We start from the raw sequence: 21592 nt of genomic DNA on the forward strand, positions 1-21592 counted from the left end.
AACAATAACTAAGAGCAACGACATGAAGACACAACGTATCTGGCTGTCCCTGTTGGGCATGCCCCTTGCGGCGACGGCGGCTGAGGGCGGTTTTATCGAGGACTCCACGGCCACCTTGCAGGCCCGCAACTATTACTTCAGCCGCGACTTTTCGGACATCGTGGGCGCCAACAGACAGTCAAAGGCGCAGGAGTGGGGCCAGGGCTTTATCCTGACCTATAAATCCGGCTATACCCCGGGGCCGATCGGTTTCGGTTTGGATGCACTGGGCACCCTGGGTCTCAAACTCGACAGCAGCCCGGACCGGACCAATACCGGTTTGCTCCCGGTCAAGGGCGATGGCAGCGCCCCGGACAATTACAGCCGTTTGGGCCTGACCTTCAAGGCCAGGTTATCCAAAACCGAATTGAAGGTCGGCGAACTGCAACCCAACTTGCCGGTGCTGGCCTTCAGCGATATCCGCCTGCTGCCGCCGAGCTATCAGGGCGTGAGTGTCAGCTCCGGCGAAATCGCGGGCCTGACGCTACAGGCCGGGCACTTGACCACCACCCGCCTGCGCAACGAAGCCGGCGACGAGAAGATGATCGCTATGCTCGGCCATGTGCCGCAACGCAGCGCAGAAAGTGATGGGTTCAACTACGTCGGCGGCGACTACGCCTTCAACACCAACCGCACCAGCGTCAGCTACTGGCATGGCCAACTCAAGGACATCTACCGCCAGGACTTTGTCGGTCTCAAGCACAGCCAGCCGATGGGCGACTGGGTGCTCGGCGCCAACCTCGGCTACTACGATGCCCGGGAAGATGGCGAAAAATTGCTCGGCAAGATCGACAACCAGGCGTTTTTTTCGCTGCTGTCGGCCAAGCATGGCGGCCATATCTTCTACGTCGGTTATCAAGCCATGTACGGCGACAGTGCCTTCCCCCGGGTATTCGCGAACATCTCGCCACTGGGCAACGAGGTGCCCACCTACGAGTTCGCCTACACCGACGAACGCTCCTGGCAAGCGCGGTACGACTACGACTTCGCGGCGCTGGGCATTCCGGGGCTGACCACCACCGTGCGCTATATCACCGGTAACAACGTGACCACCGGCGCCGGCTACGAAGGCAAGGACCGCGAGCGCGACCTGGATATCGGCTATGTGGTGCAAAGCGGCACATTGAGCGGCCTGGGCATCCGAGTGCGTAACGTCATGGCCCGTTCAAACTACCGCAGCGACATCGACGAGAACCGGCTGATCCTCAGTTACACCTGGAAGCTGCTTTAAACCCCGCCCTGGCACGTGCCCATGACCTGGTAGTTGAGGGTGTGGCTGACGCCCTGCCTGTCGAGGTAAACCATCGTCGCCGGTTCTACCTGGCAACTGCCGGGCACGGGTGTGATTGAAACGATGTGCTGGATGTCCGGTGCTCCAGCGCTACCGGCCGCCAGGGTGCCGGTAGCGGTGATGAGCAGGATCAGGCCGAGCCATTTGATATTCATGATGAGTCCCTCTGTGAGTAGGGTTCATTTTAGTGATTGCCGCAGCGGGATAAAGACAGGAACAGGTGAATGACTCGTACGTATCAGGTAGCAATCGAGGGGCAACGCTGATGGATCTGCTCAATGGCATGCAGGTGTTCGCCCGAGTTGTCGACACAGGCAGCTTTGCTGCGGCGGCTGAGGCCTTGGAGATGTCCGGCGCACACGTGTCGCGGTTGATCGCCGAACTGGAAAAACACCTTGAGACCCGACTTTTGCAGCGCACCACTCGGCGCCTGAGCCTTACTGATTCGGGCGAGCGTTTCCTGTTGCGCTGTCGCGACATTCTTGAGGACGTGAGGGACGCCACCGCCGAAGCCAGCGGCGCCCACCTCAAGCCGCGTGGGCGTTTGCGGTTGCATTGCATGAGCGGGCTTGGCGTGCTGATCACACCATTGATTGCCCGCTACAGCGAGCAGTACCCGGACGTGTCCATCGAGTTGACCCTGTCCCAGCACAACCCGGACCCGCTTGAAGAGGGCCACGACGTAGTGATCTCTATCGCCCATTCATTGCCGGATTCAGCGCTGGTGAGCCAGACGATCGGGCAGTTATTCAGTGTGCCCTGTGCGGCACCGGGATATTTGGCCAGGTACGGCGTGCCCGAGCATCCGCGGAAGTTGATGCAGCATCGACGTTTGCATCTTCAGGATTTCCAGGAGGATGCGTGGCTGTTCAAGGGGGAAGAGGGCGAGATTGCGATTGCGCCGGGTGATACCTTCAGGACCAATGTCGCGGATGCGATGGTCAAGGCAACGCAGGAAGGAATGGGCATCAGTCTGTTGCCGTTTTTCAGTGCAAGCACGGCGCTACGCGATGGTTCGCTGGTGCGGCTGTTACCCGAGTATAGGCTTCGAGAGCGCAGTATTTTCGCGGTGTACCCGTCGAGGCGTTTTCTGGATGCCAAGGTGCGCACATGGGTAGCGTTTTTGCAGGCGCAATTGCCGGTGTTGCTGGCAGGGCAGGTGAACGTGATTGAGACCCCCCGACGCTGATAGGAATAGGCAAACCTCATAGATTTACCGGCATAGGTCGACAGTGATTACCTGACTACCATGGGAGTACATCCACCAAGGGCCATTTTTCATGAGTACTCAAAAAACACTGTTCATCACCGGCATCAGCAGCGGCTTTGGCAAAGCGCTGGCAGCAGAGGCATTGGCTGCCGGCCACCGAGTCATCGGGACCGTACGCAATGAGACGGCCCTGCAGGCGTTCGAAGTGTTGTCGGCGGAACGCGCCCATGGGGTGATCCTGGACGTCACGGATTTTGAGCGGATCGACAACGTCGTCGCCGAGGTGGAGACCCGCTTCGGCCCGGTGGACGTCCTGGTGAACAATGCGGGTTACGGTCATGAGGGGATTTTCGAAGAGTCGCCCCTGGAGGACATGCGCCGCCAGTTCGACGTCAATGTGTTCGGCGCCGTTGCGGTGACCAAGGCCTTCGTGCCGTACTTCCGCCAGCGCCGCCGTGGGCACATCATCAACATCACCTCCATGGGCGGCACGATCACCATGCCGGGCATCGCCTACTACTGCGGGAGCAAATTCGCGCTGGAAGGCATCTCCGATACCCTGAGCAAAGAACTCAAGCCATTCAACATCTTTGTCACGGCCGTGGCTCCGGGTTCGTTTCGCACCGACTGGGCCGGCCGCTCGATGCAGCGCACGCCCCGCAGTATTGCCGACTACGATGAGAGCTTTGATCCAGTGCGCCAGGCACGGGAAGAGAAAAGCGGCCACCAATTGGGTGACCCACAAAAAGCCGCGCAGGCGATGTTGACGCTGATTGCCAGCGACCACCCACCGGCGCATTTGCTGTTGGGCAGTGATGCGCTGGGTTATGTGCGGGAAAAACTGCTGCAATCCCTGCGGGATATTGATCAGTGGGAGGCTGTGACACGTTCTACGGATGGTTAAACAGTGAATCAGAGGCTGTCAGGATCCCCAAAAAACATCTGAATCCGCGACCGCAACCACCGTTCCCCCGGGTCATTATCCTGTGACCCACGCCACGCCATGTGCAACTCAAAGGTACGCACCGGCAATGGCGGCTCTTCAGCCCGCAAGCCACCCGCTGAAGTCAACGCTTCAGCGGCATAATCCGGCACGGTCGCGACAATATCGGTACCCGCCAGCAACGTCCCCAGCCCATTGAACTGCGGCACCGCGAGCACCACATGGCGCTTGCGGCCCAGTTTCTCCAGTTCTTCATCGAGAAACCCGCTCAAATCCCCGGCAAATGACACCAGGGCATGGGGCCGCGCACAGAAGTCATCCAGGCTCATGGAACCCGGCATGCTGTCGGCCCGCAGGAGCATTGGCTTGCTGCGGCGCAGGACCTTGCGCTTGGCGTTGGCCGGCAAATCGGTGGTGTAGCTCACGCCAATCGAGATTTCCCCGGAGGCCAGCAGGCCGGGCATCAGGATGTAGTTGACGCGGCGTACTACCAGCACGATGCCTGGGGCTTCGGCCCGCAGGCGCTTGAGCAGCAGCGGTAGTAGGGCGAATTCGACGTCGTCCGACAGGCCGATGCGGAATACGGCGGTGCTGGTGGCCGGGTCGAATTCGGAGGCGCGGCTGACGGCGGTGGAAATCGAGTCCAGGGCAGGGGAGAGCAGGGCGAAGATTTCTACTGCACGGGCCGAGGGCTCCATGCTGCGCCCGGTACGCACGAACAATGGGTCGTCGAACAGGCCGCGCAGGCGTGACAACGCCGCGCTGATGGCCGGCTGGCCAAGGAACAATTTCTCGGCAGCGCGGGTCACACTGCGCTCATGCATCAAGGTTTCGAATACGATCAACAGGTTGAGGTCGACACGACGGAGGTCGTTACGGTTCATCTTGTGTCCCAGGCGGCGTCAGTAAACTTGACGGGAGCGGTCATATAAGAACAATGACCGGCATGAATCTTACGGGGAAAGGCTGGTACTCTGCACCGGCTAATTCAGTTTTCCTACATGGCTTGGTGCGTTTTCCGTATGTGCGGAATCAATGACAGGCATGTCGACTATTAACGGCGACCGGTGGCCTTGCTCCGAAAGCCCAGATAGAGTTCATGGCAATAGAGGTTACTTTGACGAGGTTTGCGATGTCCCGCACGATCCGTTTTCACAAGTTTGGTCCGGCCGAGGTGCTCAAATGCGAAGAGCATGCAGCCGCTAAGCCCGCACCGGGCGAAGTGCAGGTGCGCGTCGAGGCGATTGGCATCAGCTGGTACGACATTCTCTGGCGCCAGAACCTGGCGTCGTCCCATGCCCGTCTGCCATCCGGCCTGGGCCATGAAATGGCCGGCGTGGTGGTGGCCGTTGGCGAGGGTGTCGACGACCTGGCGGTGGGTGACAAGGTCGCCAGCTTCCCGGCCGAGAGCCCGAATGATTACCCGGTATACGGTGAACAGATCGTCCTGCCCCGTTCGGCCTTGACCCGTTACCCGGATGTCCTGAGCCCGATCGAAGCCAGCGTGCACTACACGCCGCTGCTGATTGCCTACTTTGCGTACATGGACCTGGCGCGGGTCAAACCCGGGCAGTTCGCCCTGGTGACGGACGCCAGTCACTGTGCCGGCCCATCGTTTGTGCAACTGGGTAAAGCTCTGGGTGTGCGGGTGATTGCCGCCACCAAGACCAGTGATGAGCGCGAGTACCTGCTGTCCCTCGGGGCGGAAAAGGTCATCGTTACCGAAGAACAGGACCTGCTGATGCAAGTCAACAAGTTCACCGACAACCGCGGCGTAGACGTGGTGTTCGATGGCTTGGGTGGCCCGCAGATGTCGTTGCTGGGTGATGTGCTGGCGCCCCGTGGCAGCCTGGTGTTGTACGGCCTGCAAGGTGGTAACCAGACGCCATTCCCGGCCTGCGCGGCGTTCCAGAAGAACATCCAGTTCTTTGTGCACTGCATCGGCAACTTCACCGGCAAACCGGAACTGGGCATCATCCAGGACCAGGTGGCCTTGCAGCGTGCCCTGCGTGACATCAACCAATTGACGGCCGACAAGGTGCTGATACCGCTGAAGACCACAGTATTTCCCTTCAGCCAGTTCGTTGAAGCACACCGTTATATGGACGAATGCCCATGCCGTGAACGTGTGGCCTTGCAGGTAGAAGCTGTTTGATCTGTGGGAATATTCTCAAGCGAGTATTCCTGCCCCCGGGCGCATGGGGCAAATGCGCCATTTGACAGGGCTTAACCTGCTCACCGTTTGAATCGGGACTTCAACGTTTCAACCCGATAAATCACCTGCCTGACCCCTGACGCCGCCCTGAATGCCAGCGCGGCGTTGTCGTGTCTGGACATTCGACACCCCACGGGTGCTCCCATCTGAACTGGTTTTAGCGGTCGTTCTGTATCTGTTAATCACGTCGCAAGTGCTGATAATTGCGCGGTCACTTTCATCTCAAGGATTGAGCAATGATTGAATATCTGAAATTAACCCGTGTGTTCGTTAAATCCAATAATGCGCTATATGCCCGGCCAGGCGAAAAACTTATATTAAAGTTGGACATGTCGGATGATTCTTTAATTTGTAAGTTAGGAGCGAGTAGGAAGTTGTCAGAATCTTCCTAAGATAGCCCGTTTGAGCTATGACCCCCGAAGTGTGGCGCTTGTACTGGGCTGGAAGCCCTGAAGCGCGCGTTTGCAGGCATGGTCCGGTGCTAATCTTCATTGAAGTCACATATTGTAACGCCCCTACAGAAACAACAGGTCAGGCAAACACCGTTAACGGTTGCCCGAAACTGATATTTCAACTCAGGTAGTAGAACTATGAGCGCTATTCACGAGCAAGCCATGAACTATGTCTATCAACAAGTATTGCAACGCTTGGTAGGGCATTTCTCACGAACAGAACGCACCTCCCTCCAATTATTGATTCAGCGCATCGTGGTGGCGGCAGGTGGCATGGAGCGGATCGGTGAATACAAGGTGCTGCTGGCTCATGGAACGGGCGCTGGCACCAGCTACGCCTTGACCTTGCTGCGGGCGGCACAACTGACACTTGCGGGCCGGGCGCCGCGGACCTTTCAATTGCGCGTCGCCACCTTGCGCCATGCCGGCATGACGCAATCGGCGCTGGACACGTTGCATCGCGGCTACAGCGCGCTGTTTATGCATGACGATCCGCGTGTCGAACTGCTGATGGTGGAAAACCAGGAAGTGTTGCCGTTCAATCACCTGCGGCCGGCCTCCGGCACTGCGCGTGACACCAGCCGGCGCAACATGCTGATGGTGGGGCACCTGACTTCGGGCGACCTTCGCCAGACCCTGTGCAACGACGCCTATCTGGCCCTTGGCGATTTTTACCAGCGCGTGACCACGTGGAATGGCGGCGTGCATGCGTTGGTCAGCGGTGATTCCGCGCGCAAGCAACGCGAGTACCTTGCGTGGTTGAAAAAGGCCGCGCTGGCGGCCGGAGTAGAGATCCCGGCCCGCCAGCACCTGATGCTCAGCGGGCTGTTTGCGCGCATGGATGAGTGGAGTCACGCTTATTACTGTGACGTCTACGGTGAGCACTACGATGCCGTCGATACGTCTGAAAAGGACAACTACCGCCACATCGCCTATATCTGCATGGCGGACCTGATGGCGGCGGCTGAGTACCCGACCTGCGCGCTGTTACGGCAGTTTCTGGACTATAAGCCCGACGAGTTTGGCTTTCATTTCAGCCACGCGACCTACGCGAACCCAATGCTGATGGCCCATCTGCGAGGCTTGCAGGCCGAGTGCCTGCGGGAACTGGACTACGAGGAGGGCGCCTTGGGCTTTGTGCAGCAGGCCTTGCTGTTCATGCGCCGCAAGCAGATTCCCGAACCTATGATTGCCCAGGCTGCCACCCCGGAAGGCCGCGCCTTGTCCGCCGGCTACGCCCAGGCGCTGTTCGGGCTGGATGAAAGCCAACTGAGCTGCCTGATGTTTTCGCCGTTTATCCGTCACGGCGAGCGCCTCGAGAGCTTTTTGCGCCAGTGCCACCCCGGCATGCTGGTGGCACTTCCCGAGCTGCACAAGGCGCTGCAAGGCAAACCGGTGGCCGAGATGCTGGTGCAATGGGCTGTCGACATCAGCGGGCTACCGATCCACCTGCTGCAGCACCTCTATCGCAAACGGCCGGCCACGGCGATTCCGTGCGCGGCCTCTGCCCCGCAGCAAGGCGCGCCTGCCATGGCAACCGGGCGTTAAAGGGGTGACGGCGGGTGAGCAGCGATGAACCTCAGGGACGACAGGCAAACCGACTTCGCCTACCAGGCGGTGTATCGCTACATGATCAACCTCATCAACGAGGTCGGTACCGATGCCCGGGTAAAGTTGCCATCATTGCGGCAATTATCGGAGCGCCTGAACGTGTCGATCTCGACCATTCAATACGCTTACTCGCTGCTGGAGAAGGAAGGCCGGGTTTATTCGGTGGCCAAGTCGGGCTACTACGCGTGGCCGGTATTGAATAAGCCGCCAGGCAGCAGCGGTGGTGATCTGCTAGAGCGCCTCTACGCCGGTGCACGGCGCCCGGGAATGCGGGTGCTCAGCGCCGATGAACCGGCACTTGGGGCGTCTTTGGACGGTGCACTGTTGCTGCTGGAGCGCGAACTGTTGCGTCACTACCCGCGTCATCTGCAGCCATGGTCGCAGCCGTGCGGCGTCTGGGAGCTGCGTGCCGCGCTGGCCGCGCGTTATACCTCGTCGCCCACCCGCTGCTGGCAGGCGGATGAGGTGTACATCGGTGCCGATCTGCGCGGGGTCCTGGAAATCCTGATTGAGGTGCTGGGGCTCAAGGGCGCGGCGATCATCGTGGAATCGCCCTGTGACTGGTTGATCCTGCGGTTGTTGCAGGGCGCGGGGGTGAAGGTCCTGGAACTGCCTTTCACGGCGGACGGCGGCCTGGACCAGGAACTGCTCGAGCAATTGCTCGGCAATGAGTCGGTTCAACTGGCGCTGCTCTCTTCGGGCGTCAGCCTGCCGTCCGGCATCGCCCTGTCCACCCATGACCGCCTGCAGTTGGTCCGGTTGCTGAACCAGCATGGCTGCTGGTTGTTAGAAAATGACATCCATGGTGAGTTGGGCTTTGAGCAGCCCACCACCGCCTTGCGTGACCTGGCCAACCCTGAGCGGCTGATGGTGTTTTCCACCTTCGAAAAAATGCTCGGGCCCGAAGCGCCGTTTGGCTATTTGTTGTCCCGCCACTTGAGCGGCGAGTTGCAACGCCAGTTCCTGCTGCGTGAATTCCGTCTGTCCTCCATCCGCCAGCGGGCGATTGCGCGGCTCTATCTCAGCGGGCGGATCGACCAGCATCTGCGGGAGTTGCGACCGAAACTCAACGAGCAGGCCCAGCTGATGAGCCAGCGCCTGGATGAGCATCTGGGGGAGCAGGTGAGCTACCGGATGCCTGCCGCTGGCGCCACCTTCTGGTTGCGTTCAACGGCGGTGGTGGACATGCGCCAGGTGTTCCAGCGCCTGCTCACCCGGCAGGTGGTGATCGCGCCGGGAGAGCTGTTCAGCATCAGCGGCCTGCACCGCCAGCACCTGCGACTGAGCCACACCTTTGACGGGGCGCATCACCTGGAAAACGCCCTGGATGAGTTGGCCCAGGCGTTGAGGCAGGCACAGACCGGCTTCGAATGAAATTTCACTGATTGTTGTAGGATTTATAACGTCGCGGAGCAGTCCAACTCTCAGTAAACTGCACTCTTTTTCCGAATCCTTCTCTTTCAGAGGTTTATGCATGACTCTCAGTCCTTTTGCGGGCAAGCCGGCACCAGCTCAATTGCTGGTAGACATCCCGCGACTGGTAACGGCCTATTACACCGGCCAGCCTGATGCAGCGATCTCCACCCAGCGCGTGGCCTTTGGTACCTCCGGGCACCGCGGCAGCTCGTTCGACCTGAGCTTCAACGAATGGCACGTGCTTGCCATCAGCCAGGCCATTTGCCTTTACCGTGAAGCCCAAGGCATCAACGGCCCGCTGTTTGTCGGCCTGGACACCCACGCCCTGTCGACGCCTGCCGGCGCCAGCGCCCTGGAAGTGCTGGCGGCCAATGGCGTGCACGTGATGCTGGCCGAAGGCGACGAGTACACCCCGACACCGGCGATTTCCCACGCCATTATTTGCTACAACCGCGGCCGCACCAGTGGCCTGGCCGACGGCATCGTGATCACGCCGTCCCACAACCCGCCACAAAGCGGCGGCTACAAATACAACCCGCCGAATGGCGGCCCGGCCGATACCCACATCACCAAGTGGATCGAAGCCAAGGCCAATGAACTGCTGGCCAATAAGCTGGCCGGGGTCAAGCGCATCACCCATGCCCAGGCCCTGAAGGCCGACACGACCCATCGTCACGACTACCTCAACACCTACGTGGCCGACCTGGTCAACGTCATCGACTTTGATGCGATCCGCAGTTCAGGCCTGCGCCTGGGCGTTGATCCGCTGGGCGGAGCAGGGGTGCGCTACTGGTCGGCCATTGCCGAGCACCATCGCCTGAACCTGGATGTGGTGAACACCGAAGTCGACGCCACGTTCCGCTTCATGAGCGTCGACTGGGACGGTCAGATTCGCATGGACCCGTCCTCCAGCTACGCCATGCAAGGCTTGATTGGCCTCAAAGACCGCTTCGACGTGGCCTTCGCCTGCGACCCGGACCACGACCGCCATGGCATCGTGACGCCATCCGGTGGTTTGCTGGCCCCGAACAACTACCTTGCCGTGTCCATCGACTACCTGTTCCAGAACCGTCCTGATTGGCGTGCAGATGCAGCCGTGGGCAAGACCGTGGTCAGCAGTGGCCTGATCGACCGGGTTGCCAAGCGCATCGGCCGTCGCCTGTACGAAGTGCCGGTAGGCTTCAAATGGTTTGCAGACGGGCTGTTCGAGGGTTCACTGGGTTTCGGTGGCGAAGAAAGCGCCGGTGCGTCGTTCCTGCGCAAGGACGGCAGCGTCTGGAGCACCGACAAGGACGGTTTGATCCCGGCGCTGCTGGCTGCCGAAATGACGGCGCGCAAAGGCCAGGACCCGAGCCAGATCTACCGTGGGTTGACTGATGCGCTGGGCGAACCGTTCGCCATTCGTGTGGATGCCAAGGCCACCCCGGCGCAGAAGGCCCTGCTGGGCAAGCTGTCGCCGGACCAGGTGACGTCCACGCAGTTGGCGGGGGAAAGCATCCAGCAGATCCTCAGCCATGCGCCGGGTAACGACCAGGCGATTGGCGGGCTGAAAGTCATGACTGAAAACGGCTGGTTTGCCGCACGGCCATCGGGTACTGAGGACATCTACAAGATCTACGCCGAGAGCTTTATCGGTGAGGATCACCTCAAGCAGCTGGTGGAAGAGGCGCAGGTGTTGGTGGACGGGGCGATCTCCCAGTAACACCACGGCCAAAATGTGGTAGCCAGGCTTTTGTGGGAGCTGGCTTGCCTGCGATGCAGTCAACTCGGTCTTTCAGCCATACCGAGTTGATGCTATCGCAGGCAAGCCAGCTCCCACATAAAGCTCATTACCCATTGGATTTGTAAGCTTGCGAATTCAGGCGAGGTCGACCAACACGATCTCGCTATCTTCAACCGCCGTCACCCGCAACACCTGCTCATCCTCAACCGCCACACCGTCTCGAGCGTGTGCACGCAAGCCATTGACTTCAATCACCCCAGTGGCAGGCACCAGATACGCCCGGCGTCCGCTGTCCAGCCGATACTCGGCACTTTCACCGGCTTTCAAATTAGCTGCCACCAGGCGTGCATCCGCCCGAATGCGCAGGCTTTCGCTGTCTCCTGCCTTGCCACTGGCCAGGGTCACAAAACCTTCGCGGTCACCCTTCGGAAACGGCTTGGCGCCCCACGACGGCGGCAAACCGGCCTCGTTGGGAATAATCCAGATCTGGAAAATCTTGGTCGGCGTGGCTTCCAGGTTGTATTCGCTATGGGCGATCCCGGTGCCGGCGCTCATCACCTGGACATCGCCAGCCTCGGTACGGCCTTTATTGCCCAGGTTGTCGGCATGACTGATGGCGCCTTCACGCACATAGGTGATGATTTCCATGTCCCGGTGCGGGTGCTGCGGGAAACCTGTGCCCGGAGCGATGAGATCGTCGTTCCATACCCGCAGGTTGCCCCAGTGCATACGCTTGGGGTCGTGGTACTCGGCAAAGGAAAAGTGGTGGTGAGCGTCCAGCCAACCGTGATTGGCGCCGCCCAAGGTGTTGAAAGGTCGAAGTTCAAGCATGATCGTCTCCTGTGGATGGGAGCCATGATCCAGCAGCGCCAGATCGATAAAAAGCGTAAAAAATGCTGGATTCCTATCGAATGCTTCGATGTCGGTGCTCAGGACTTATCTTCACTTCATCGCCTAACTGCATGAGCCCAAAGCAATTGGCTGGAACTGTGGGGCATTTGCGGCGACCATAGGGCTCTTGTCCGAGTTAACGCATTGCAGGAGGCCGCGTGCCGCAACACACCCCCGATCTGCCTCCCGAACTGCGGCCATTGGCCGAAATGCCCCTGTTGAAACGGCTCGCCGCCCGATTATTCGGTCACGGCCTGACGCGCCTGCGCGCCCAGCACCGTTTTTCCTGGTTGCATGGCCAGGCCGATGGCTTTCGAAGTGGCCACACGGCCGGCGTGGAATATGGCTATCAGGAAGGCAAGGCGGATGGCATCGAGGAAGGCCGCCAGGTCCTGCTGATTCGTGACTTTCGGCCGGATGAACACACCGCGCCAGGTGTCGATGACAACCTGTTCGACGATTGGCGCCTGCCACTGACCGCCGAGTTGAAAAAACGTATCAAGGCCGACGTGGCACGCCTGCTGCCAGCCCATGCCCAGCCGAGCGCGGCCCAGTGGAAGATGATCTTCAGCGATACGCCGTCCACCTCGGTGATTGCCGGCGCCGGTGCGGGTAAATCCACCTCGCTGGTGCTGCGTATCCTGCTGCTGACCCATTACCTGGGCTTTGAGCTGAGCTCCATGACAGTGGTGACCTTCACCCGTGAGTCGCGCAAGGACTTTATCAGCAAGCTCATGGAAATTCTCGCCTTGTGGGGCCAACCCCTTGGTATGAAAGAGGCGCAAGCCGTGGTGCGCACCTTTCACTCGCGCATTCTGCCGATGGTGCGCAGCCTGCCGGGCCTTGAACGGCTGCAGGCATTTGAGAACCTCAACGTGCGCACCGAAGCGGGCTTTGATGAGGCTGACAGTAATCCCTTCGAATTGCGCATCAACGACGCCCAGCGCCAGCAACTGAATGCCTGCTACCACCAGTTGCATGGCCGTCACGCGCGCTTCCGCGAGCTGATCGCCCCGTTGGCGCGCCATGCCCTGCAACTCAAGGAGCTGGAACGGGATCATCCGGACGTACAGAAACGCGTGGCGGTGACCGAACTGGCGGCCAAGCGCGATGAAGAACTCTGTGATGTGATCGAAGACCTGTGGTTTCGCGCCGGGGCCTGGCCGATCAAAGGGATTGAGCCCAACCGCCAGACCTTCGATATCAATGGCGCGCAGTTCCATTGCCACGGCTACATTGCCGAGCTGGATGCCTGGGTGATGCTGGGCTTTGATCCTCGGGAAAATGCCCAGCTCAGTCGTCCTGGATCCAAGCTGTCCGTGCGCGCAGAGTGGGCGGTAAAGCGAACCCTGTTTCAAGCTTTCTGCCGTAAGCCATTGATATGGTTAGATAATTATGAATCATCCAAGCGCCTTTTGAGCAGCCTGGCTGGCGACGCAACCGCGGGCCCGGGCTTCGATTACAAGGTCAAGGGCGAGCTGGGTTCGGCGCCGCTGTTGGACAGTTTTGTCGCCGCCGCCGGGTTTATCGAGAACCTCGGGCTGGATGTGCCCACCGCCGTGGGCAAGATGAGCTTTGCCAAGGACGATCCGGACCGTTTCTACTTCGAAGCCCTGAGCATTTTCTGGAAAGCCCTGGAAGACCACTTGCTGGACCAGTCGCCCCCCGTGATGACCTACAACCGGATGTTCTCGCTGTTTGGCGAAAATACCCCGGAAAACCTCAAGCTCCTCAGCGATAGCCTGCTGCGGCCGATGTCGCACCTGATGATCGACGAATTCCAGGACGTATCGCCGCAGATCGTCTCGTGGATCCGTGCCAGCCTGCGGGAGATTCGCAGTCGCGGCCCGGCCATGCACGTAGGCCGTGGTGCCCAGCGCTCTTCGCTGTTGTGCGTGGGGGATGACTGGCAATCGATCTATGGCTGGCGCGGCAGTTCGCCGAAGTACTTCATGGAGTTCAACAAGGAATTCCCGTCGCCCACCACCACACGGGTGATGCTGGGCGAGAACTACCGCAGCCATCAGCACGTTATTGATGCTGCCGAGCACATCGTGCGTGCCGCCCCGGCCATCAGCGGCAAGAAAGCCAAGGCCAGTGGAACCCCGAAGGCATTGGTACCCGTCACAGTGCGTGATCGTGACGATGCGGCGCTGGGCCAGCAACTGTTGGAACACTATCAAAAAGGTGATTCGGTATTAATGCTGTATCGAAAAAGCAGCGATAAGTCATTGATACAAGAGCATATTCAGTCTGTAGTTAATCTGGATTCTAGCTTGCCGTACGGCGCTCGCCGTCTGAAGCAACTGACCTATCACAGCGCCAAGGGCCTTCAAGCGGATGCGGTATTCCTGCTGGGCGACTGCCAACACTTGACCACTTCGCCTTACAAGAACCAGGTCTATCGCATGGCGGGCCTGGGCAAGGACGGCGACACCGAACCTTACGACAGTGCACAAAAGGACGAAGTACTGCGCCTGGCCTACGTGGGGATTACCCGGGCGGTGAGCCATTGCTATTGGTATGTCGAGGCGCAGGATGGCCAAGGGGTGAATGTGCCAAAGGCTTCGGACCGGGTTGCCGGGGACAAGCCGTTTTTTGATGATCAGCGCATCAGCAAATCATAAGGGCCGACGTTGAATCAGGTGGCGAGGGAGCTTGCTCCCGCTGGGCTGCGTAGCAGTCCCAAAATCCTGGGAGCGCTGCGCACTCCAGCGGGAGCAAGCTCCCTCGCCACAGGATACCTGCTCCGCCAGATCAAGCGCGTAGCGACAGCGGCGGCACAAACGACTCCAGCTCATCCTCCACGGCCTCGATGATCCGCTCCACATCAGCGGCATTCATCACCGTTGCACAAGGAATGCCGGCAATCGCAATCAGGGTTTCTCCGCTGGCGCGGTCGAACAGGCGGGCGATCATGCTACCGGGAGCATCCATGCTCGCCTCAAAGCCCATGGGATGAAAATGCCAGCGCATCAGCTGGCAAGCGTTGGGGAATGTCACTTTGTTCATCTTGCCCACCTTGTTCATTGAGCGCTTCCTTTAGCTCGCAGCAGGGGCGCCATGACCATCAATGGTCCTGGCCGTCGTGAGCTCTAAAAATAGCATTCGTTCGCATCCGGCAGGGGAGTTTTTTCGCCCCGTTCAGCGGTTGTTTCCGGGAAGGTTGATGTGGGTCATGTCCTACGCGGGAATGGGCGAAAGGCCATTAGTCATAACTATCAAATGGCCATTGAACCCGCCCGGAAAGTTGGGCAAGCTCGCAGGCTGTCCCAGCCTTAGAGCGCTCCATGCCCGATTTCATCGCGGATGACTCCCAGCAGACCCAAGCCACTGGCGAGTTGGTGCTGCGTCACCATCTGTGCTGGAAACACCGGGACCTGGATGGCGTGATGTCGTACTACCACCCGGACATCCAGTACCACGATTTCTTCCAGAACCGCGTGGTCGGTGCAGACGAGCTGCGCGAGTACCTGCAAGCCAGCATGCCCCGTGGCGCGGATGAGGCGATCGAGCACACCGACCGTATTCGCGCCGACGGCGACACCGCCTTCATCCAGTACCGCATCACGTTGCGCGGCGGCCAGGGACTGGTGTCATTTCGCACCAGTGAAGCCATCACCGTACGTGACGGCCTGATCTGGCGGGTCAACGAATACGCCTCCCTGGTGCACGAACAGTCCGCCAGCCGCAGCGAGACCACGCGCCCCACCGTCAGCCGCCTGGGCCTGTCGCCCCAGCAACTGAGCTACATGGCCAACGACCTGCAGCAGTACTTCGAGCGCCAGCAACCGTATCTTGACCCCGAGCTGGACCTGCAACGGGTGGCAAAGGAGTGCGGGTACAGCCGCAACCAGATCTCCTATCTGTTGAACCAGGTGCTGGGCCAAAGCTTTTACCGCTACGTCAACCAGGCGCGCCTCCAGCATTTGCTGGGCGCACTGGACAAGGCCACGCCGCCGATCCGCATCGACGAACTGGCGTTTGCCGCGGGCTTCAATTCGACGTCGGCGTTCTATAGCTGTTTCCGCCAGCACACCGGCCAGTCGCCCAAGGCCTACGTCAAACAAATTTCCCTGCGTGCACGCGCGCAAGACAGCCCCTGAGGCCAGGCTCTAGGATCATGGCCATCGAAGTGTGGTGGTGGAGCTTGGCATGCCTGCATGGCGCAATATCAGTTTATGGATGGACCAGTTGGACGAGCCGCTGGTGGCTCGCGCGTCCCTGGAGCACGACCTGGACGTCAACGTGGCCATTATCGGCGCCGGCTACACCGGGCTCTGGACCGCGTATTACCTGAAGCGCCAGGCGCCCGAGCTGAAAATCGCGATCATCGAGGCGCAAACTGCCGGGTTCGGTGCCTCGGGCCGTAACGGCGGCTGGCTGATGGGCAACTTGCTGGGGGAAGACCGCCTGTTGGCCGGCTTGTCTCCCGAACAGCGCCGGGCTTCGTTCGACCTGTTGCACGCGATTCCCGATGAAGTCGCGCAGGTGATCGAGCACGAAGGCATCGACTGCGACTACCGCAAGGGTGGCGTGCTGTATTGCGCCGCGCGCTATCCCGAACAGGAAGCCACCCTGCGGGCCTATCTGGCCAAGCTTCACGCTCAGGGTCTGACCGACGATGATTACCGTTGGCTCGGCCCGCAGCAACTGGCCGAGCAAATCCGCATCGCCAAACCCTATGGCGGCATCTATGCCCCCCACGTTGCCACGATTCACCCGGCCAAGCTGGTACGTGGCCTGGCGCGGGTGGTGGAGCAGATGGGCGTCACGATCTACGAAAACAGCCCGGTGACCCAGTGGCAGTCCGGCAGCCTGCGCACGGCTAAAGCCTCAGTGCGCGCGTCATGGGTGGTGCCGGCGGTGGAGGGGTACGCCACCACGTTGGCGCCTTTGGGCCGCTATCAGTTGCCGGTGCAAAGCCTGATTGTCGCCACCGAGCCGCTGCCCGCCAGCACCTGGGATGAAATCGGCCTGAACCGTGGCCAGGCGTTCGGCGAAAGCAGTCGCCAGGTCACCTACGGCCAGCGCTCGGCGGACAACCGCCTGGTGTTCGGCGCCCGTGGGGGCTATCAGTTTGCCGGCAAGTTGCGGCACAACTTCGACCTCACCGACAGCGAAGTCGAACTGCGTCGCTACCTGTTCGGTGAACTGTTCCCGCAGCTCAAGAAAGTCCGCATCACCCACGCCTGGGGCGGCAACCTCGGCATGTCCCGGCGCTTCAAGCCGCACATGCTGTGCGATCACGCAGCGGGCATCGCCTTGGCCGGTGGTTATGGCGGCGAGGGCGTAGGGGCCAGCAACCTGGGCGGGCGTACCTTGGCCGACTTGATCCTGGGGCTCGACACACCGCTGGTCACGCAGCCATGGGTGATCCAGCCGGGCCGGCTGGAGGGGCTCAAGGCCTGGGAACCGGAACCCTGCCGCTGGTTGGGCTACAACGCGATCATTCGCAGTTTTGTCCATGAGGACCAGGTGTTGGCCAACCCCAACACTGCGCCGTGGCGCCGCAAGCTGGCCAGCGGGGTTGCCGGGTTCATGGAAGGTTTCATGCACTAAGTCGTTTCAATCACCACAGGTATGAACATGAGCATTACCCAGTTCAAAGACACACTCAGCGCCCATTTGCCGGACGCTTCCCCCGTTGCCGTGCCACTGGGCACACCGGTCGCGGTGGCCTCGACCCTGAGTGTGGAACGTAGCGACGGCGTCGAAACCGGCATCTGGGAATGCACGCCCGGGCGCTGGCGCCGGCAGATCAAAGCCCAGGAGTTTTGCCACTTTATCCAGGGCCGCTGCACCTTCACCCCCGACAACGGGGAGATGCTCCACATAGAAGCCGGTGACGCACTGATGTTGCCGGCCAACAGCACCGGTATCTGGGACATCCAGGAAACCGTGCGCAAGACCTATGTACTGATCCTCTGATTCTTTGATCTTTGATCGCCTGCCATAAAAACAGCCCTAAAACCGCCAGGAAATCGAACCATGAGACCCATTGCCCTGTTGCCGCTGGTATTTGTCGCCACCCTCAGCCAAGCCGCCGAGACGGTGAAGATCTACAACTGGTCGGACTACATCGCCCCCGACACCACCAAGAACTTCCAGAAAGAAACCGGGATCGGCTTCACCTACGACGTGTACGACAGCAACGAAACCCTCGACGGCAAGTTGATGACCGGCAAATCCGGCTACGACGTGGTGTTCCCCTCCAACCACTTCATGGCCCGGCAGATCCAGGGCGGGGCGCTGAAGAAGCTCGACAAGAGCCAGTTGCCCAACTGGAAGAACCTCAACCCGGTGCTGCTCAAGGCCCTGGAAAACAACGACCCGGGCAACGCCCACGGCTTCCCTTACCTGTGGGGCAGCACTGGCATCGGCTACAACATCGACAAGGTCAAGGCGGTACTCGGCGACAACGCCCCGGTGGATTCATGGGACCTGATCTTCAAACCCGAGAACATGCAGAAACTGCAAAAATGCGGCGTGGCCATCCTCGACAACGGCCCGGAACTGCTGCCCGCGGCGCTCAACTACCTGGGCCTGCCGCACCACAGCAAGAAGGCGGAAGACTACAAAAAGGCCGAGGACCTGCTGATGAAAGTGCGGCCCTACGTGGCGTACTTCCACTCCTCGAAATACACCGCCGACCTGGCCAACGGCGACATCTGCGTGGCCGTGGGCTTCTCCGGCGACATCCTCCAGGCCGAAAGCCGCGCCAAGGAAGCCAAGAACGGCGTGAACATCGGCTACAACATTCCCAAGGAAGGCGCCGCCATCTGGTTCGACATGGTCGCCATGCCCGCCGATGCCCCGGATGAAAAAGCCGGCTATGCGTTCATGAACTACCTGCTGCGCCCGGAAGTCATGGCCAGCATTACCAACTACGTGCACTACGCCAACGGCAACTCTGCAGCCGACAGCTTGGTAGACCCGGCGATCAAGAGCGACACCAAGGTGTACCCAAGCCCGGAAATGATGGGCAAGTTGTTTGCCCTGGAAGCAATGCCACTGAACATCGACCGGATTCGCACACGGGTGTGGAACACCATTCGCACCGGCCGTTGATGATCGTTCCCACGCTCCGCGTGGGAATGCATCCTGTGACGCTCCGCGTCACGACTTCAAAAGCGGACGCGGAGCGTCCAGGGCGGCATTCCCACGCAGAGCGTGGGAACGATCATTACAGGGTCGCCATGCCCGCCGACGCCCCGAGTACCCAAGCCCGGAAATGATGGGCAAGTTGTTGCACTGGAAGCATGCCGCTGAACATCGACCGGATTCGCACACGGGTGTGGAACACCATTCGTACCGGGCGTTGATGATCGTTCCCACGCTCCGCGTGGGAATGCATCCTGTGACGCTCCGCGTCACGACTTCAAAAGCGGACGCAGAGCGTCCAGGTCGGCATTCCCACGCAGAGCGTGGGAACGATCATTAAGGATTCTCCAAGTCATGCCCCAACGACTGGATAAACAACGAAAACAACTCCGGCTGCGACGAGATATCCAGCTTGGCGTAAAGGTGCCGACGATGCACCTTGACCGTATCCGGCGAGATATTCAGCCGTTCGGCCATGGCTTTTGACGAAAACCCGCGCAACACCAGCCGTGCAATCTCCAGTTCCCGCTCCGACAACACCCCGCAACCAAAATGACTCAGCGCATCGCGAATCTGGCTGGCCATTTGCGCAGGCGCCGCCACCCGCTGGGTACTCTGCTGCCAATGCTGCTGCATCAACGGCAACACCCAGGCCGCCAAGGTGGTCATCAACCCCGTTTCCTCGGCGGTGAACAACCGCTGCATCCCCAACGACAGCGATAACGTCCCCGCACCCGGCAATTGCAGGATGAATTGCACCTCGTCCTCCAGCACGTTGTCGTGGAAGTAGTTGAGGAAGTATTCACTCTGGCGAAAATGATCCGGCGCGACTTCTTCAAGGCGGTACACGCCACTGGCATACCCCTCGCGACATGCCTGGAAAAACGGGTCCAGCAAGTACAAGCCATTGAGGTAAACCAGCATCGACGCCGGCTTGCTGCTCGGTTGCGCGTCGTATTCCTCCAGCGCCTGGGGCGGCCCGTCGGCGGGGTAGAAGATCGCCAGGGCATTGTCGAAGGGCACGCATTGATGCAACAACAGCACCAGTTGTTTCCAGAAACGTCCGGTGCCGATCTGCGCGACGGTGCGGCCCAGGCCTGCGTGCATGCCGACTTCCCTGAACAGGCTCATGTGCAGCTCCACGCAAAGGATTCAGGCCGCAAGGGTTCGACTTTTGCCCGTCGGCGTCAAGGGGAGTACTCCAATAGGGGAATTGGCCGATCTATGTAGAGTGTTTAAGTTTGCCGTCAGTCAGTGGGGAACATACCCCGCGCCGCTTCACCTTTTCGTTTCTGCCTCAAACCAAGAACAATCAAGAGGATAACGATATGAGTGCTCCTTCCACGCCCGACGGCGTGCTGAAACCCACCCTGAGCGTATTCGATGTAGTGGCCATCACCGTCTCGGCGGTGACCCCGGCCAGTTCAGTGTTCGTGATTGCGCCCTTTGCCATCCAGCAGGCCGGCAGCGGGGTGTTCCTGGCCTTTGTGATGGCCGCGTTGCTCGCGTTGATGTTCGCCTTTTGCTACGCCGAGCTCGGGCGCGCCCACAACAGCGCTGGCGGTGAGTATGTTTACGCCAAGCGGGTGTTCGGCGGCATGGCCGGTTACGCGACGTTCCTCACGGTATTGGTGATGTTGCTGTTTATCCCGCCGGTGCTGGCCACCGGCGCGGCGACTTACCTGAATAACGCCCTGGGCACAAAGTTCGATTCACAAACCGTGGCCCTGGTCATCGTGGTGTGCAGCTACGCCCTGGGCATCCTGAATATCAAGCTGAATGCCTGGATCACCGGCACCTGCCTGCTGTTGGAAGTGGCGGCGTTGCTGGTGATCGTGTTTATCGGCTTCGGCAACCCGGTGCAGCCGGTCAGCGTGCTGCTGCAACCGCAAATCGTCGAAAACGGCGTGTTGCACCTGGCGCCCTGGGCACTGGTGATCGGTGCGGTGGGCATTGGCCTGTTCTCCTTCAACGGCTATGGCCCGGCGGTGTTGCTGGCCGAAGACATGAAGTGCGGCGGCAAGGGCGTGCACAAAGCGGTGTTGTGGTCCCTGGGCCTGGTGGTGGTCATCGAGCTGGTGCCGATCACCGCGTTGTTGATCGGTGCGCCATCCCTCAGCGCGATGATCAGCAGCCCCGACCCGATCGGCTACCTGCTGACCAGCCATGGCAATGAAACCCTGTCACGGTTGGTGAGCGCCGGGATTTTCCTGTCGGTGTTCAACGCCATTGTCGCCATCGTGATTCAGATCGGTCGGGTGGTGTTCAGCAGCGGCCGCGATGCACTGTGGACGCCAACCATCAATAAACTGTTCACCCGGATCCACCCGCGCTGGGATTCACCGTGGTTGGCGACGCTGTTCCTGGCGATTCCATCGGCGTTGCTCAGCTTCAGCTCGAACCTGGCGGACCTGACGTCCTTCAGCGTGCTGCTGATCATGCTGGTGTACCTGATTGTGGCGTTGAGCGCATTGATGAGCCGGGTGTTGCTGCGTGACCGCGAGCACCCGTATCGCATGCCGTTGTGGCCGGTGCCGGCCTTGCTGGCGGTGCTGGGCGCCGGTTACCTGCTGGTGACCCTGGCGATGGCCGCTTCGGTTCGGGACATCATGATTATCATCGGCCTGTTGGCACTGTCGGTGATCCTGTATTGCATCAGTGGCCGGTTGAGTCCGGCGTTTCAGAAATTGTAAGGAG

18 protein-coding genes are annotated in these 21592 nt (G+C 60.2%); 13 read left to right on the forward strand and 5 right to left on the reverse strand.

Annotated elements, in window-relative coordinates:
* Nucleotides 1–22 precede the first annotated feature (22 nt).
* Nucleotides 23–1270: an OprD family porin gene (locus D109_RS0127335; protein WP_017479698.1), complete on the forward strand. Its 1248-nt coding sequence runs from the start codon at nucleotides 23–25 to the stop codon at nucleotides 1268–1270.
* Here D109_RS0127335 and D109_RS0127340 read toward each other — a convergent pair.
* The gene (locus D109_RS0127340; RefSeq protein ID WP_017479699.1) at nucleotides 1267–1485 is read right to left on the reverse strand and encodes a DUF2790 domain-containing protein; all 219 of its coding nucleotides are present in this window, start codon (nucleotides 1483–1485) and stop codon (nucleotides 1267–1269) included. The two genes, D109_RS0127335 and D109_RS0127340, sit on opposite strands and share 4 nt — an antisense overlap.
* 110 nt (nucleotides 1486–1595) lie before the next feature.
* Here D109_RS0127340 and D109_RS0127345 point away from each other — a divergent pair, with 110 nt between their 5' ends.
* Entirely contained in the window at nucleotides 1596–2519 is a 924-nt protein-coding gene (locus tag D109_RS0127345; RefSeq protein ID WP_017479700.1) for a LysR family transcriptional regulator, read from the forward strand.
* 91 nt (nucleotides 2520–2610) lie between these two features.
* Nucleotides 2611–3444, forward strand: a complete 834-nt coding sequence (locus D109_RS0127350) for an oxidoreductase (protein ID WP_017479701.1) — start codon at nucleotides 2611–2613, stop codon at nucleotides 3442–3444.
* 8 nt (nucleotides 3445–3452) lie between these two features.
* Here the strand turns inward: D109_RS0127350 and D109_RS0127355 are convergent, their stop codons facing one another.
* Nucleotides 3453–4367 (reverse strand): LysR family transcriptional regulator, encoded by a 915-nt coding sequence (locus D109_RS0127355; protein WP_003217142.1) that lies wholly within the window; start codon nucleotides 4365–4367, stop codon nucleotides 3453–3455.
* A gap of 248 nt (nucleotides 4368–4615) precedes the next feature.
* On the opposite strand from D109_RS0127355, the gene D109_RS0127360 reads away from it, so the two are divergent.
* The 4 genes from D109_RS0127360 (at nucleotide 4616) to pgm (ending at nucleotide 10879) form a co-directional block, all read left to right on the forward strand.
* Nucleotides 4616–5638 carry a zinc-dependent alcohol dehydrogenase family protein gene (locus D109_RS0127360; RefSeq protein ID WP_017479702.1) on the forward strand — a complete coding sequence of 341 codons (1023 nt, stop codon included), beginning with the start codon at nucleotides 4616–4618 and terminating at the stop codon, nucleotides 5636–5638.
* Between the two features lie 650 nt (nucleotides 5639–6288).
* Entirely contained in the window at nucleotides 6289–7698 is a 1410-nt protein-coding gene (locus tag D109_RS0127365; protein ID WP_026078252.1) for a hypothetical protein, read from the forward strand.
* Nucleotides 7699–7722: 24 nt separating this feature from the next.
* Nucleotides 7723–9135 (forward strand): PLP-dependent aminotransferase family protein, encoded by a 1413-nt coding sequence (locus D109_RS0127370; protein ID WP_017479704.1) that lies wholly within the window; start codon nucleotides 7723–7725, stop codon nucleotides 9133–9135.
* A gap of 100 nt (nucleotides 9136–9235) precedes the next feature.
* The gene (pgm, locus tag D109_RS0127375) at nucleotides 9236–10879 is read left to right on the forward strand and encodes a phosphoglucomutase (alpha-D-glucose-1,6-bisphosphate-dependent) (protein WP_017479705.1); all 1644 of its coding nucleotides are present in this window, start codon (nucleotides 9236–9238) and stop codon (nucleotides 10877–10879) included.
* Between the two features lie 156 nt (nucleotides 10880–11035).
* Here pgm and D109_RS0127380 read toward each other — a convergent pair whose 3' ends face one another.
* Nucleotides 11036–11731, reverse strand: coding sequence for a pirin family protein (locus D109_RS0127380; RefSeq protein ID WP_017479706.1), 696 nt, complete (start codon nucleotides 11729–11731; stop codon nucleotides 11036–11038).
* Nucleotides 11732–11949: 218 nt separating this feature from the next.
* On the opposite strand from D109_RS0127380, the gene D109_RS0127385 reads away from it, so the two are divergent.
* Entirely contained in the window at nucleotides 11950–14418 is a 2469-nt protein-coding gene (locus tag D109_RS0127385) for a UvrD-helicase domain-containing protein (protein ID WP_017479707.1), read from the forward strand.
* A 130-nt stretch (nucleotides 14419–14548) separates the two neighbouring features.
* Here D109_RS0127385 and D109_RS0127390 read toward each other — a convergent pair whose 3' ends face one another.
* Nucleotides 14549–14821: a DUF1652 domain-containing protein gene (locus tag D109_RS0127390; RefSeq protein WP_017479708.1), complete on the reverse strand. Its 273-nt coding sequence runs from the start codon at nucleotides 14819–14821 to the stop codon at nucleotides 14549–14551.
* A gap of 260 nt (nucleotides 14822–15081) precedes the next feature.
* On the opposite strand from D109_RS0127390, the gene D109_RS0127395 reads away from it, so the two are divergent.
* The 4 genes from D109_RS0127395 to D109_RS0127410 are packed head-to-tail and all read left to right on the forward strand — an operon-like array spanning nucleotide 15082 to nucleotide 18862.
* Nucleotides 15082–15897: an AraC family transcriptional regulator gene (locus D109_RS0127395; RefSeq protein ID WP_017479709.1), complete on the forward strand. Its 816-nt coding sequence runs from the start codon at nucleotides 15082–15084 to the stop codon at nucleotides 15895–15897.
* Between the two features lie 49 nt (nucleotides 15898–15946).
* The gene (locus D109_RS0127400; RefSeq protein WP_017479710.1) at nucleotides 15947–17353 is read left to right on the forward strand and encodes an FAD-binding oxidoreductase; all 1407 of its coding nucleotides are present in this window, start codon (nucleotides 15947–15949) and stop codon (nucleotides 17351–17353) included.
* A 27-nt stretch (nucleotides 17354–17380) separates the two neighbouring features.
* Complete coding sequence (locus tag D109_RS0127405) at nucleotides 17381–17722, forward strand: cupin domain-containing protein (protein ID WP_026078253.1); 342 nt, start codon at nucleotides 17381–17383, stop codon at nucleotides 17720–17722.
* A 60-nt stretch (nucleotides 17723–17782) separates the two neighbouring features.
* Nucleotides 17783–18862, forward strand: a complete 1080-nt coding sequence (locus tag D109_RS0127410; RefSeq protein ID WP_017479712.1) for a polyamine ABC transporter substrate-binding protein — start codon at nucleotides 17783–17785, stop codon at nucleotides 18860–18862.
* 369 nt (nucleotides 18863–19231) lie between these two features.
* On the opposite strand, the gene D109_RS0127415 is transcribed toward D109_RS0127410, so the two are convergent.
* Nucleotides 19232–20026 carry a helix-turn-helix transcriptional regulator gene (locus D109_RS0127415; protein WP_017479713.1) on the reverse strand — a complete coding sequence of 265 codons (795 nt, stop codon included), beginning with the start codon at nucleotides 20024–20026 and terminating at the stop codon, nucleotides 19232–19234.
* A 197-nt stretch (nucleotides 20027–20223) separates the two neighbouring features.
* Between D109_RS0127415 and D109_RS0127420 the strand changes: the two genes are divergently transcribed.
* A complete protein-coding gene (locus D109_RS0127420) occupies nucleotides 20224–21588 on the forward strand; it encodes an APC family permease (RefSeq protein WP_017479714.1) in 1365 nt (454 codons plus the stop codon).
* Nucleotides 21589–21592 lie beyond the last annotated feature (4 nt).

Origin of the sequence: Pseudomonas sp. PAMC 26793, assembly GCF_000313235.1 — a bacterium.
GTDB classification, from domain to species: Bacteria; Pseudomonadota; Gammaproteobacteria; order Pseudomonadales; family Pseudomonadaceae; genus Aquipseudomonas; species Aquipseudomonas yamanorum.